The sequence below is a fragment of the Salinisphaera dokdonensis CL-ES53 genome (genome assembly GCF_040361215.1).
GTDB lineage: Bacteria > Pseudomonadota > Gammaproteobacteria > Nevskiales > Salinisphaeraceae > Salinisphaera > Salinisphaera dokdonensis.
The window spans coordinates 491,575-504,578 of record NZ_APND01000002.1; the positions used below are offsets into that span (position 1 = coordinate 491,575).

Here is a 13,004-nt window from a genome sequence, read left to right on the forward strand (position 1 = left end):
AGTCAGACGGATAGGGCGCATAAAATGATCGGCGAAGCTGAGATGTCGCACTTGAGACGCTGCGTGGCGCTGGCGGCCGAAGCCTTGGCAGCGGGCGACGAGCCTTTTGGCTCCGTCCTTGTGGACGGACAGGGCCAGGTACGGACTGAAGATCGCAACCGCATAGCCGGTGGCGATGCTACCCAGCACCCGGAATTCGCGCTGGCGCGCTGGGCCGCGGCCCATATGACGGCCAAAGAGCGTGAAGCTGCTACCGTCTACACGTCCGGCGAGCATTGCCCGATGTGTGCCGCTGCACACGGCTGGGTGGGGCTCGGGCGTATCGTCTACGCCAGCTCTTCGGCCCAGTTGGTCGACTGGCTGACCGAATTCGGGGTAGAACTACCGCCAGTCACGCCGCGTCCGGTGCATGAAATTGCCCCCGCCGTGCGCGTCGAGGGGCCGGTCGATTCCTTGGCTGTGCAGATCCGCCACCTGCACGCGCAACGCCACGGCCGCGGCTAGGCGCAAGCGCGACAGGCGACTGAAAACTCGTCGTCGCCGGCCGATAGCTCTAAGAGCGAAAAGAAAAAAACCACACCGGCCCGGCCGGCGCGACCGTCACATCCGGGCCAGCCGACGCCGGCGAACGAGAAGAACCACTGTGCCAACATCCGATGCGCATGCGGCAGGCGCCCGCTACGCCATAGCGCGCCTGCTCGGCGAATTTGCCGACCCGAACACCGAAGAGCGCTATCGCAAGAGCGTGCAGCACCGTATTGCGCGTCATCTGCGCCATGTAATCGGCGTCTGGGGTGCGCTGTGGCTGGCCTTCAGCCTGAGCGACCTGCACTACTACGGCGCAGGCGCGCAATACTTTTTGATGCTCGGCTGCCGCGTGGCGTTTGTGGGCCTGCTGGGCGGCTGCGCGATGTGGATCAAGCAAAAACCGGCGTTGGCGACCGACGGCCGTCTCATCACTGCCGTGACGATCCTGGGCTTCACGCAGGTCTTTGCTGTCTACTTCATCAGTGCAGACGATGAAATCCGCTGGCTCGCCGCGCTGACGATCGTCTTGATCATGGGCGTGTTTGTCCTTGTGCCCAACCGCACCATGCTCGCGGTCGGCGCGGCGCTCTACGGCGCTGTGGGCACCATGATCTGTGTGGCGCTGAATATAAGCGAAACCAGTGCGTTGCGTATGGCAGTGCTGGCCTTGATGCTGTTCATGCCTGGCATGGCCGGTGGCATGGCAGCGTATCGCTTCGACGTGGTCCGCCGCAGTGAGTTCGCCGCGCTCGAACAGGCCGAGCAGGAGATCGAGCGCCGTCGCGAGTTGGAGTTGGAGTTGCGACGTCAGGCGCGCACCGATCCGCTCACTGGCGCCAGTAATCGTCGCGACTATGAAGCCCTGTTCGCCCAGGAGCGCCGACGCGCGATCCGCTATGGCCGGCCGCTGTCCATATGCGTGCTCGATATCGACCGTTTCAAGTACGTCAACGATACCTATGGGCACGGCGCAGGCGATGCCGCCCTGGTCGCGCTGGCCGATATCTGCCGAGTCGCGATGCGAGATGCGGACATACTCGGGCGCATCGGCGGCGAGGAGTTCGTGCTGATTCTGCCCGAGACCACGGTCGACGACGCCGTGGCATTCGCCGAGCGGCTACGCCTGAGTCTTGCTGCGGCAAATATTCAGGCCGGGGCCCACAATTTCCGGCTGACAGCGACGTTCGGCGTAACCACGCTGACGGAAGAGGATAAAGACATCGCCGACCTCATCCTGCGTGCGGACCTTGCGCTGTATGCCGGCAAGGACGGTGGCCGCGATCAGGTGCGCTCAAACTGAGCGCCCGCGCTGCCATCCACGCGCTGGCGCTCAGTCGCGAATATCCAGACGCAACCGCTCGATAACCGCCACGCCCTCCACCACCCGCAAGGTGGCGCTCTCGTGTAGATCCAGCGTGCGCACATCGGCGCCCGAGGCGAGACGCTCTTCGATCTCGGAAAACGCCAGCACGCCCTCGTCGGCTGCGAGAAGATCGGGCTCGGCACGGCGAAAGGCGTAATCGTCGGCACGCTCGAAGGTGTCGCGCCATAGGGTTTCGAACTCGGCACGCGTGAGCTGCGTCCAGCCGGCGCCATTGGGCCGACGGACACGGATCTCGGCATCGGCCGAGATCTGCTGCGCAATACCGGCGGCGTCCTGCGCCTGGGCGGCCGCGTCGATAGCCGCGAGGGCCTCGAGTACGGCGGCGCGCCGGGTGGAATCCAGCGTCGTTTCCACTTGCCGGCCCTCTCCGCGCTCGGAAAGAAACTGCTGGGCCCGCGGGTCATTGCCGTTCCAGGCCGCGGTACGAATCCAGTCCAGCCCGGCGAGATGGTCGCCACGACGGTACAGGCGACGGCCGATCACCCACTGCGCCCGCGGGTTGTCGTGTTCCGCGGCGGCGCGATACCAGCGATCGGCAAGTGCCGCGTCGGTGGGTGCGCCGCGCCCTGTGCGGTAGGCCCTGGCCACCTGGTACATGGCGTTCGCATCGCCCCTACGAGCAGCCTTTGTATACCAGTACAGCGCCTGTTCCTGGCTGCGGCGCCCGCCTTCGCCCGCGGCATACATGCTGGCGAGATTGGTCATGCCCGGCACGCTGCCCTGCTCGGCGAGCGTACGGTAGCGGGCGCGGGCTGCTTCGAAATCGCCGGACTTGTAAACCGCATAGGCCTTGAGCGCGCGCACCATGTCGCGTGCGACCTTCTCTTGGCCAGTGGCCGGCGTAGACTCGCCAAACCCGGCCGGCTGAGCGCCGGCCGGCGTCAGGCAGACAGCCAGCAAAAACACAGAAACGCCACGCCAGAATCGCGAACAGACCACGTGCATGCCCTCCCTCACGCGGCGCGCTGGATCGCGCGCTACGCTTCGACGAACCCCCGTGGCCGAGATTAGCAGGCCCGGCGGCGCCGCGCCCTCGCTATCTAGCCTTTCTCGTTGAACATCTGGATCCGGCCGCCGTCGACGACGAGATCGTGGCCATTCACGAACGCTGCCTCGTCGCTGGCGAGAAAGACCGCGGCGTTGGCGATATCCACCGCATAGCCGGAACGCGGCAGCGGCGTGGCGCCGGCCAGATTGCCGGTGAGCTTATCGAGCTTGGCCGCGTTTTCCTCGTCGGAAAGAGTCTGCGCACGAGCCGAGCCGCCCCAGAAGATCGGCGTGGCGATCGCGCCGGGCGAAATGGCGTTCACACGAATGCCGTGTTCGCCGAGTTCGACGCTGGCGATCCGGGTGAAATGGGCCGCCGCGGCCTTGGCGCCGGAATACAGATAGCCGCCCTGGTTGAGCCGGTGCGCGGCGATGCTGGCGTTGTTGATGATGCTGCCGCTGCCCTGGGCTTTCATCACCCGTGCGGCGTGCTTGATGCCGAATGCGACGCTGCCGGCGAGCAGCCGCATGAAATGATCGAAGCTGGCTTCGTCGATGGTCTCGGCGGTACTGCGCTCGCCAGCGCCGGCATTGTTGAACAGGCAATCGAGCCGGCCGAAGCGTTCGACCGTGGCATCGATCAGGGCGGCCATCTCGCTTTCGTTGCTCACATCGGTACGCGTGAAGGCGACCTTGTCGCCGAGCTCGGCGGCCAGCGCTTCACCCTTGTCCACGCTGCGAGCGGCGAGCATAAGCGTGGCGCCTTCCTCGGCAAAGCGGCGCGCCGTGGCTTCGCCGATGCCGCTGGTCGCGCCAGTGATGATGGCGATCTTGTTCTCGAGTCTTGCGGTCATGACTATTCTCCTCCTCAAGGACGAAAGCGCCCGCCCGGCGACAGCCGGACGAGCGCTTTGCAGGTGGCGTTCGGCGCTGGCTATTGTGCTTCGAGTTCGGCCAGTGCCTCTTCGCGGCGCTCGCTCCACAGGTCGGCAAACGCGTCGTCGTCGAGCTCCTCACCTTGGTCGACGATTTCGTCCCATGCCGCACGCAGCGCGTTCAGACGCTCGAGCCGCGCTTCGTTCCACTGCTCGGAGTCGTCGTTCCAGACGCCGATCTCCTTGAGATAACGCACGGCACCCGGATGGAACGGCGCATCGATCGGCGGAACGGCCGCCTGCTTGATCGCATAACGCGGCGCGGTAGCCGTCGCGTTCTTGTACATGCCGTAGGTCTCGTCCAGCGCCTTGGTAACGGCATAGGCGGTGTCGTCATCCATATCCGAGCGCACGGTGAGCACCGGATAGCGATACGCCATGAGCTGGGCCGGATTGTCTTCCGACAGGCCGGCACCCTGGGCTTCCGATACCGGTTTGAACAGCGGCGCGACGTCGTTCAGGCGCGCCCAGCCAGCTTCGTCGCTGGCATCAAGATCGAGCCACTTGATCCCGCGTGGCGATTCGGCGAGTTCATACATCTGGCCGGTGGCGGTCACGGTGCAGGTGACGTCGGCCTTGTTCTCCGACAGCGAGGCCATGGTGGCCGCATAGGTCGGGAACGTGACCACTTCGACGTCATCACGACTCAGCCCGGCGAAGGCGAGCATTGCGTCGCACTTCAGGCTGCTCGACGGATTGGCGGCCGGGTAGGCCACGCGCTTGCCTTCGACATCGGCCACCGACTCGATGCCCGTATCGGCCGCGACGGCCATGCCGAAGGAATTGACCTTGCCCATGAGCACGCGCAGATCCTGCGGCCCAAAGCGCGGGGTGGCGAAATCGAACAGGCCTTCCGTGGCGAAGAAGGCTTCGTTGCCGAGAAAGCCGATATCCGCGCGCTCGTTGAGGATCGGCTGCAGGCGGCCGATCGCCGAACCCGAGGGCTGGATCCGCACACGCATGCCGTATTCGCGACCAAACGCATCGGCGATGGCCGAGGCCTCGGCATGGCCAGAGGCGCCGAGATCGTAGGACGTCCAGATCATGGTGCGGGGCATGTCCTGGGCCTGAGCGCTCGTGGCGGTCATGAACAGACACAGCGCAACAAACGGGGTCGCGGCGAGCAATGCCAACGAACGTCGGGCAATCGATTGCAGCATGGGTTCTCCTCCAATGGCTGGCTTTCGTTTTATGAAATAGCGTTTCGAGCGACTTTTGCACGATCGACAGGGCAGCGCAATCCGTCTTACGTCGGGCGAGCAAAGCGTTGCATCCTTTGCCACGCAGACCCGTGGCCTCAAACGACGACACTCGACGAAAACGTGCAGGCGGCTACGTTCGCGTATAGGATCACCCAAATGCGTGCATATACACCCAAATCCGTCGGCAGCAATCCATGCATCTGTGCGCGGGTACGTCGCGGCGCCCGCGCGTTGACGGCGCTCTACGATACGGCGCTCGCGCCTGCCGGATTGAACGTGGCGCAGTTCTCGCTGCTCCGACACATTGAGCATCTGGGCCCGATCGGCGTGCGTGCGCTGGCCGAATCCAGCGGCCATGAACGCAGCACGCTCGCACGTACCCTGCGCCCGCTCGAAAGCGCCGGCTGGATCGAGATCCGCCGCGGGGCGGACCGGCGCACGCGCGAAGCACGGCTGACCGACACGGGGCACGCGACGCTCAGACAGGCTGCCCCCCTCTGGAAACAGGCCCAACGCACCGCCGACGCACGCCTCGACGGTGAACACGACACGCTGTTCCGCCTGCTCGAACGATTGGAGATCCCCGCACCATGAGTGCCATCGAAAACCCGGCCCGCGTATCGCCGTGGGTGATGGTGGCCTGCGGCGCCGCCATCGTCACGCTGTCGATGGGCGCGCGTCAGGCATTCGGTTTGTTCCTGCTGCCGATGTCCGGTGATATCGCCATCGACCGGGAGAGCTTCGGCCTGGCAATCGCGATCCAGAGCCTGCTGTTCGGCCTCGTCCAGCCGTCCGTCGGCGCGGCCGCCGACCGCCACGGCGCGGGGCGCGTGATTGTCGCCGGTGCGCTGCTCTATGCGGGCGGCCTGGCGCTGGCGGCAACGGTCGGCAGCGCGCTGGGCATCAATGCGAGCCTGGGTGTGCTCGTCGGCCTGGCGCTGGCCGGCACGACCTTCGTGGTCGTTCTCGGTGCCATCGGCCGGGTGGTCAGTGAAAAGCAGCGCGGGCGGGCGTTCGGCATCGTTACCGCCGGCGGTTCGGTCGGCCAGTTTCTGGTTGTGCCGTTCACCCAGGAAATCATCGGCGTGGCCGGCTGGCGCGAAACCCTGCTCGTGCTGGCCGGCCTCATGCTCATCATCATCGCGCTCGCACGCGGGGTGACCGGCCGGGCGCCGCGCGACGAACTCGCCGACGGCGTGGATACCGGGTCGTGGCAGGCGCTAAGGCGTGCCTCGGGCCATTCGGGATTCCTGCTCCTGAATGCCGGATTCTTCGTCTGCGGCTTTCATATCACCTTCCTATCGACCCACCTGCCGGCCTATCTGGGTGACGGCGGGCTGGATGCCTCGATCGGCGCGAATTCGCTGGCCCTGATCGGGCTGTTCAATATCTTCGGGTCGTATTATTTCGGTTTCTGTGCCGATCGCTATCGCAAGAAACATGTTCTCACTTGGCTCTATCTGGGCCGGGCCGGGGTGATTTCGCTATTCGTCCTGATGCCGCTGTCTTCGGCCAGCGCGCTGATCTTCAGCGCCGCGATCGGCTTTCTGTGGCTGGGCACCGTACCGCTGACCAGCGGCTTGGTCGGGCAGATCTTCGGCATGCGGCATCTGTCGCTGCTGTTCGGCGTGGTGTTCATGAGCCACCAGTTCGGCAGCTTCTTCGGCGCCTGGGCGGCGGGCTGGTCCTACACCCTCACCGGCTCCTACGATCAGACATGGGTCGCGTCCATCGTGCTGGCGCTGGTCGCGGCGGCCCTGCACTGGCCGATCCGCGATACGCCGGTTTCGCCGATCACGGCGACGCCCGCCAGGGCCTGAGCCGGCGGGCTAGGCGGGCTGCCAGGCGCGGCTAGGCCGGCGCCAGCAGCACCCAGGTCTGGGCATGGATGCCGGGGAAGAGCTTGATGCGCTTGACGATGCGCAGGCCCGCCTCGGCGACCTCGGATTCGAAATCGCGGCGCGGAATCATCTTCACGCGCACTTTCTTGCCCTTGAGGCGCATCAGCAGACGCTTGCTCCAGTAATGCAGCGAGCCGTCGTCGTAATAGGTCATCACGATCTGGCGCTGATTGGCCGCCAGCGTGCGCAATGCCTTGATGCGCAGCTCGGGATGATGCAGATGCTGGAACAGGCGCACGCACAGCGCGCGGCTGGCCCCGTCAGCGGTCGCCGGCAACGGCTTGAGCACATCGGCCTGCTCGGCGTGATCGCCGTCGCAGAAATCCGCGTTCCCACTATAGATGTCGACCATGGCCTGGGACTGGTCCATGGCGCTGACCCGCAGGTTCATGCCCTTGAGCAGCGGGTAGAACCGCCCGTATCCACAGGGAATGTCCGCGATATGGCCATTGCATGTCGGATGTGGGTGCTCCAGCAGGCGGGCGGCCAGCCGCTGCTCGCGACGGGCGACCAGGCGCTGGAAGAAGCCGCGATAACGACGCACGGCATAGTCACGACCGCTGTCGGCCTGCCTGAACGGCTTTGTGGATCTGGCTTGCTGCACGTATGCGCCGGGATTGAAAAAACGAGCGACGAGCCTACGTGCTTTGCTGCAACCCCACCTTAATGTTTCCGTGATGTTGCAGCGCGTCAGGCTTGTAAGGCCTGAATTCGTGATGTTTTCGGCGACAAGGCGCTGTTTTGACGAAACTGCATCGCCGACAACACCCACATGCAAAAAGCTATCGGCGCGCTATTCATGCATGTTGAATGCATTTTTAGGGCTCTATCGTGACTTCCGGCTTGAATAGCCCTCGAGCCGCGTCGCGACCGTCCTCACGTGCGCGCACTCCAGGCCACGTCGGCAACGCCGCGTTTGAGATTTTCATAGCGCGCAGCGGTGAAGAAATAGTCACTCAGACGATTAACGAAACTGCGCGCCGGCGCGGACACGGGATCGACGTGGTGCAAGCTCTGCAGGTCACGCTCGCAGCGCCGGCAGACCGTGCGCGCCATATGCAGCACGCTGGCCGCCTGACTGCCGCCGGGCAGGATGAAGTTCTTCAATGCCGGCAGTTCCACATCCGCGGCATCGATCCAGCCCTCGATCTCGTCGGTATCGGCCGTGGCGATGCTCGGGATCTCGAAACCGACTGCCTCGGGATTGGGCACCGCGATCTGCGAGCCGAGCACGAATAGACGGTGCTGGACGATATCGAGCTGGGCCGGCAGCGGCGCGCTCAGCCCTTGTGCGATGGCCATGCCGACGAGGCTATTCAGTTCGTCGGTATCGCCGTAAACCGTCAGCCGTAGATGATCCTTGGGCACCCGCCCGACGCTGAGCAGCTGGCTGGTGCCCTCGTCACCGGTACGGGTATAGACCCGCGCCTTTTTCGTGTCGCCTGTACTCAATCAGGACACCGGATCGCCGGCGATCGTATCGCGACCACTCAGGGTCACGAGCGCGACATGCGCGACGCCCGTCGCGGCGACCCAGAAGGCCATCGTGGCGAGATAGGCCGGGAAGTAAGTGACCTCGCGCGCCGCGAACTCGGCAAGACTCGGGTTAGCGAACTGGCCGGACAGCCAGTAGAAACCACCGCTCGAGAAGGCTTCGCAGAGCAGCGCACCTACCAGCACGCTGGCCACCAGCGGCGCGACGGTGGACCAGGCGAAGCGATGCTGGCTGGCATACCAGCGGCCCGCGCCCCAGAGCGAGGCATAGGCAGGCAGCAGCATGGCGTAAGCCGGGGTGAAGCAATAGGCGCTGACGCCGGACCAGCCCACGGCCACCGCATCGAGCACGAAGGCCAGCACCAGCAGCGCCGGCAAGGCCAGCGCGGCATTCAGATACACGCCGGCAGCAAAGAACACCGCCCAGGAGCCGCCGTGCAGCAGATCGCCGCCGGGCACCTGTGGGCTGCGGGTCACGGCCATGAACAGCGCGAGCGCGCCGGCGACAAGCAGCTGATTTTTTGTCGACAGAGGATGCGTCATCGGTTGGCCTTTCTGGTCGGTTGCGGCTTCAAGCGCTTCAAAGTGTTCAAGATCGGCGCGCCACGCCGGCTGGCGGCACGCGCGTTGCTACCAGGCAGCATAACGCAAGGTCACGAACAGGCGGCGTCCCGGCTGCTCGAAGAAGCGAGATGTCTGATAGGTCTCGTCGAAAATATTATTCAACTGGGCTTCGACCTGCCAGTTCTTGGCGAATCGGTAGCCGGTCCGCAGATCCACCAGCTGGTAGGCGTCGAGTTCGTTCTCGTTGGCCAGGTCCTCGTAGCTGGAATCGGCCACGAACAGGCTGGCGCCGACCGATACGCGTGCGAATTCGCGATCGACATCCAGCTGTACGGAATGCTCGGGCCGGCGAATCAGCTCGTTGCCCCGGTTGGCTCCATCGTTCCGGTTCTCGGCATCGAGCCAGGTCGCCTGCGCATTGATCTGCCATTCGGCGATGGCCGTGCCCAGGCTGGCCTCGACGCCGCGGATGCGCGACTCGGACACGTTCACCGGCGTATCCACGAAACCATCGCCGTCGGTATCCGCGTTGGTGATCAGGTTGTCGATATCGGTCTGGTAGGCATGCAGCGACCAATCGCCCCAGTCCTGGGTGGCGTCCAGCCCCACTTCGATCGAGTCGGAGGTTTCAGGATCGAGATCGGGATTCGAAAAGCCGGGAAAATACAGCTCGTCGAAGGTCGGCGCCTTGAACGCCGTGCCATAGGACGTCATCAGCCGATAGCGCTCGGTGAGATCGAAACCGTAGGTCGCCGAACCGGTGGTCTGGCTGCCGAACTGCTCGTTGTCGTCGTAGCGACCGGCGAGCTGGACGTGATGGCGCCCGGCATCGCCGAGATACTGGGCAAACACGCCGGTATTGTCGCGGGTGGTGCCGTCGTAGTCAGTACTGCTGTCGAGGTTGTCCTCGTCGTGGTCCGCGCCCAGCGTGAACAGCCCGATATTCCCGAGATCGAAATCGTTCTGCCAGGACAGGCTGTTGCGGCGCGTATCGAAACGGCTCACGAAAACACCGTTGAAGTAGTTTTCGCTCTCGTCCCAGTTGGCGCCCGCCGTGAGTTTGGTACGCCACAGTTCTGTCGCCTGCCAGTCCAGCGTGGTGCCGAGCACCTGGCGGATCGCATCCGACTCGTTGCCGACGAAGATCGAACCGTCGTATTCGTTCTCGCTTTCCACGCGCAGCAGGTTCAGACCGAAATCGACGCCGCTGTCGAAACGATGGCCGAAGTTGAGCGCGCCCGAGACCCGCTCGTAGCCGTCGTCGTCGGGCTCGTCAGCAAAGCAGCCGCCGCCCGCAGTCACGGATTCGCCGTCGCAGGCGTCGAAACCGTGGGTCTGAAAACGCGACACGCTGATGTTGTAGTGCGTCTTGCCGTCATTGCCGGCCAGGCCGGCGCGGGTTTCGAAGGTGTCGTCGCTCCCGCCACCGATCGAGAAGCTCGGCTGGGTGCCGCGTATGCCTTCGCCGCTGCGGGTAAAGATCTGGATCACGCCGCCGATCGCCTCCGAGCCGTACAGCGAGGAACGCGGCCCGCGCACGATCTCGATACGCTCGATCTGGTCGACCGGCAGGTCCTCGATCGCAGGCTGGCCGGAGGTCGCCCGCCGGTACTCGATGCCGTCGACCAGCACCAGCACGTGATCCGATTCCGTGCCGCGCATGAAGATGGACGTGAGCTTGCCTTGGCCGCCCTGATTGGCCACGGACACGCCCGGCGAGCGGCGCAACAGATCGTAGGTAGTGCGCGGCTGCAACCGCTCGATATCCTCTCGCGTGATGACGGTGGTCGGCGCCAGCGTGGCGCTTTCACGCTGCGGCGTGCGCGTGGCCGTGACGACGATATCGTCGAGCCCGTCGGCGGCATCTTCGGCAGGCGCAGCAGCAGCGGCGATATTCACGGGCAGCAGCACGGCACAGCCCAGCAGTGCCACAACAGGCAGACAACGGTGGTTCATCGGTTCCCCTCGTACAACGAGCGCGCTCACCCGCGCGTCGGACAGATATCTGTCGGACAAGGCGCAGACGTGACGAACCGGATAGAAAACTCGAGCGCCGAAATACCGCTCGGCGCGCAATTGTCTCCATGCCAGCCCATCGCCCACCGCGATGCCAGACCCCCAAGTCGTACAGGCCGGTCTCCGGGCTCGCGAGTTGGCCATCAGGCCCGAGCGTCGTGCCTTCCCGGGGTCGGTGTGCAACCGATAACCCAGTGGCCTGATACGACGCCGTCGACTCGCCTACCGTTGCGGGGGCAGCGCCGGAATGATCGACACTTCACGCATCGACGCACCGGCTTCCCGTTTAATCCGTCGACCATCGGCCGGCGGACACCTGTAGCATCGCAAGCGTAGAGAGCCTTTGCATACGGCGTCAAGCCGCTCGTGCCGGGCTTCAGGCCGCGCCAGAAGCACTCGATCGGCACCGTCTGGACGCCGGAATCGCATGCATCAAGGCCCGCCGCTTTTCTGTGTATCCGGATAAGCGGATATAATCACCGCCAATATTCAGCAGGCTTTAGCAGGATTGGGACGATGAGCGATCTTACAGACGCGCTGGCCGAGCGCATTCTCGTGCTGGACGGCGCCATGGGAACCATGATCCAGAACCACGACCCGGACGAGGCCGAGTATCGCGGCCAGCGTTTCGCGGACTGGGAGAGCGATCTCAAGGGCAACAACGACCTGCTCACGCTCTCCAACCCGGATCTCATCCGCGAGATCAGTGCCGCCTATGCCGAGGCCGGCTCGGACATCATCACCACCAACACCTTTTCGTCGACCACGATCGCCCAGGCCGACTACCACATGGCCGATCTGGCCTGGGAAATGAACGTCGAGGCCGCAAAGCTCGCGCGCGAGGTCGCCGAGGAATATGCCACGCCGGGCAAGCCGCGCTGGGTGGCCGGTGTGATCGGGCCGACCAACCGCACCGCCTCGATCTCGCCGGACGTCAACGACCCCGGCAAGCGCAACACCGATTTCAACGAGCTGGCGCAAGCCTACGGTGAAGCCGCCGAAGCACTGCTCGACGGCGGCGTCGACATCATCCTGATGGAGACGATCTTCGATACGTTGAACGCCAAGGCCGCGATCTACGCCTATCGCAAGCTGCTGCGCGAGCGAAACGTCGACGTGCCGCTGATGATCTCGGGCACGATCACCGACGCCTCGGGCCGCACGCTTTCGGGGCAGACCACCGAGGCGTTCTACAATTCGGTCGCCCACGCCCGCCCGCTGACCATGGGCTTGAACTGCGCACTGGGCCCGGATGCGCTGCGCCAGTACGTGGCCGAGATGTCGCGCATCACGCCCTGCTACACGCACGCCTACCCGAACGCGGGTCTGCCCAACGAGTTCGGCGAGTACGATCTGCAGCCGGACGAAATGGCCGAGCACATCGGTGAGTGGGCCGAAGCGGGCCTGCTCAACATGGCCGGCGGCTGCTGCGGCTCGACACCGGAACATATCGGCGCCATCGCCCAGGCCGTCGCCGGCAAGACGCCGCGCCAACGTCCCGACATCAAGCGCGCGATGCGCCTGTCCGGCCTCGAGCCGTTCACGGCCTCGGCATGAACGCGCCTCATATCCAACCGCTTCAGCGCGTACTGAATTGATGGCCACGTATCGGGATGACGAAACCTATGCCGTGCTCGGCGCCGCCATGGAAGTACACCGTGTACTCGGCCAGGGCTTTGCCGAGCCCGTGTATCACGAGGCGCTCACCCTCGAGTTCGAAGCGCGCGGGATAGCGTTTCACCGTGAACTGCCGCTGACCATCGAATACAAGGGCGAAGCGCTGGCCGCGGCCTATGACGCGGATTTTCTCTGTTTCGATAATGTGCTCGTCGAACTGGCAGCACTCGATACGCTGACCGACAGGGACCATGCGCGGGTCTTGGCCTGCCTGAAAGCCTGCGGTATCGACAAAGCCCTGCTGATCAATTTCGGCCAGACCAGCCTGCAATACCGACGCATCACGCGCCCGGACGCAACATCCTGATTCTTTTCG

The 13,004-nt window shown here is 64.6% G+C and carries 12 protein-coding genes, 1 pseudogene and 1 riboswitch; of the genes and pseudogenes, 6 read left to right on the plus strand and 7 right to left on the minus strand.

Annotation, left to right across the window (positions count from 1 at the left end):
• Window positions 1-24: 24 nt before the first annotated feature.
• Both SADO_RS08115 and SADO_RS08120 read left to right on the plus strand, forming a co-directional pair.
• Window positions 25-504 (plus strand): nucleoside deaminase, encoded by a 480-nt coding sequence (locus SADO_RS08115; RefSeq protein WP_353110674.1) that lies wholly within the window; start codon window positions 25-27, stop codon window positions 502-504.
• Window positions 505-643: 139 nt separating this feature from the next.
• Window positions 644-1,828, plus strand: a complete 1,185-nt coding sequence (locus SADO_RS08120; RefSeq protein ID WP_353110675.1) for a GGDEF domain-containing protein — start codon at window positions 644-646, stop codon at window positions 1,826-1,828.
• Window positions 1,829-1,858: 30 nt separating this feature from the next.
• Here the strand turns inward: SADO_RS08120 and SADO_RS08125 are convergent, their stop codons facing one another.
• The 3 genes from SADO_RS08125 to SADO_RS08135 form a co-directional block, all read right to left on the minus strand.
• Entirely contained in the window at window positions 1,859-2,818 is a 960-nt protein-coding gene (locus SADO_RS08125) for a tetratricopeptide repeat protein (RefSeq protein ID WP_353110676.1), read from the minus strand.
• A gap of 134 nt (window positions 2,819-2,952) precedes the next feature.
• Window positions 2,953-3,753 (minus strand): SDR family NAD(P)-dependent oxidoreductase, encoded by an 801-nt coding sequence (locus tag SADO_RS08130; protein ID WP_353110677.1) that lies wholly within the window; start codon window positions 3,751-3,753, stop codon window positions 2,953-2,955.
• A gap of 80 nt (window positions 3,754-3,833) precedes the next feature.
• Window positions 3,834-4,994 (minus strand): TAXI family TRAP transporter solute-binding subunit, encoded by a 1,161-nt coding sequence (locus tag SADO_RS08135; RefSeq protein ID WP_353110678.1) that lies wholly within the window; start codon window positions 4,992-4,994, stop codon window positions 3,834-3,836.
• A 198-nt stretch (window positions 4,995-5,192) separates the two neighbouring features.
• On the opposite strand from SADO_RS08135, the gene SADO_RS08140 reads away from it, so the two are divergent.
• Entirely contained in the window at window positions 5,193-5,630 is a 438-nt protein-coding gene (locus SADO_RS08140; protein WP_353110679.1) for a MarR family winged helix-turn-helix transcriptional regulator, read from the plus strand.
• Window positions 5,627-6,856: an MFS transporter gene (locus SADO_RS08145; RefSeq protein ID WP_353110680.1), complete on the plus strand. Its 1,230-nt coding sequence runs from the start codon at window positions 5,627-5,629 to the stop codon at window positions 6,854-6,856. Before SADO_RS08140 ends, SADO_RS08145 begins: the two co-directional genes overlap by 4 nt.
• Before the next feature lie 31 nt (window positions 6,857-6,887).
• Here the strand turns inward: SADO_RS08145 and SADO_RS08150 are convergent, their stop codons facing one another.
• The 4 genes from SADO_RS08150 to btuB all read right to left on the minus strand — a co-directional run bounded on the left by SADO_RS08150 (window position 6,888) and on the right by btuB (window position 10,951).
• Complete coding sequence (locus SADO_RS08150) at window positions 6,888-7,541, minus strand: class I SAM-dependent methyltransferase (protein WP_353110681.1); 654 nt, start codon at window positions 7,539-7,541, stop codon at window positions 6,888-6,890.
• Between the two features lie 272 nt (window positions 7,542-7,813).
• The gene (locus SADO_RS08155) at window positions 7,814-8,389 is read right to left on the minus strand and encodes a cob(I)yrinic acid a,c-diamide adenosyltransferase (RefSeq protein ID WP_353110682.1); all 576 of its coding nucleotides are present in this window, start codon (window positions 8,387-8,389) and stop codon (window positions 7,814-7,816) included.
• Window positions 8,390-8,974: a hypothetical protein gene (locus tag SADO_RS08160; RefSeq protein WP_353110683.1), complete on the minus strand. Its 585-nt coding sequence runs from the start codon at window positions 8,972-8,974 to the stop codon at window positions 8,390-8,392.
• 87 nt (window positions 8,975-9,061) lie between these two features.
• Window positions 9,062-10,951, minus strand: a complete 1,890-nt coding sequence (gene btuB, locus SADO_RS08165) for a TonB-dependent vitamin B12 receptor (protein WP_353110684.1) — start codon at window positions 10,949-10,951, stop codon at window positions 9,062-9,064.
• A 157-nt stretch (window positions 10,952-11,108) separates the two neighbouring features.
• A riboswitch (cobalamin riboswitch) is annotated at window positions 11,109-11,346 on the minus strand.
• Window positions 11,347-11,527: 181 nt separating this feature from the next.
• Here btuB and SADO_RS08170 point away from each other — a divergent pair.
• Both SADO_RS08170 and SADO_RS08175 read left to right on the plus strand, forming a co-directional pair.
• Window positions 11,528-12,556 (plus strand): annotated as a pseudogene (locus SADO_RS08170) (homocysteine S-methyltransferase family protein); the annotation flags it as partial.
• Window positions 12,557-12,608: 52 nt separating this feature from the next.
• The gene (locus SADO_RS08175; protein ID WP_353110685.1) at window positions 12,609-12,995 is read left to right on the plus strand and encodes a GxxExxY protein; all 387 of its coding nucleotides are present in this window, start codon (window positions 12,609-12,611) and stop codon (window positions 12,993-12,995) included.
• Window positions 12,996-13,004: the final 9 nt, after the last annotated feature.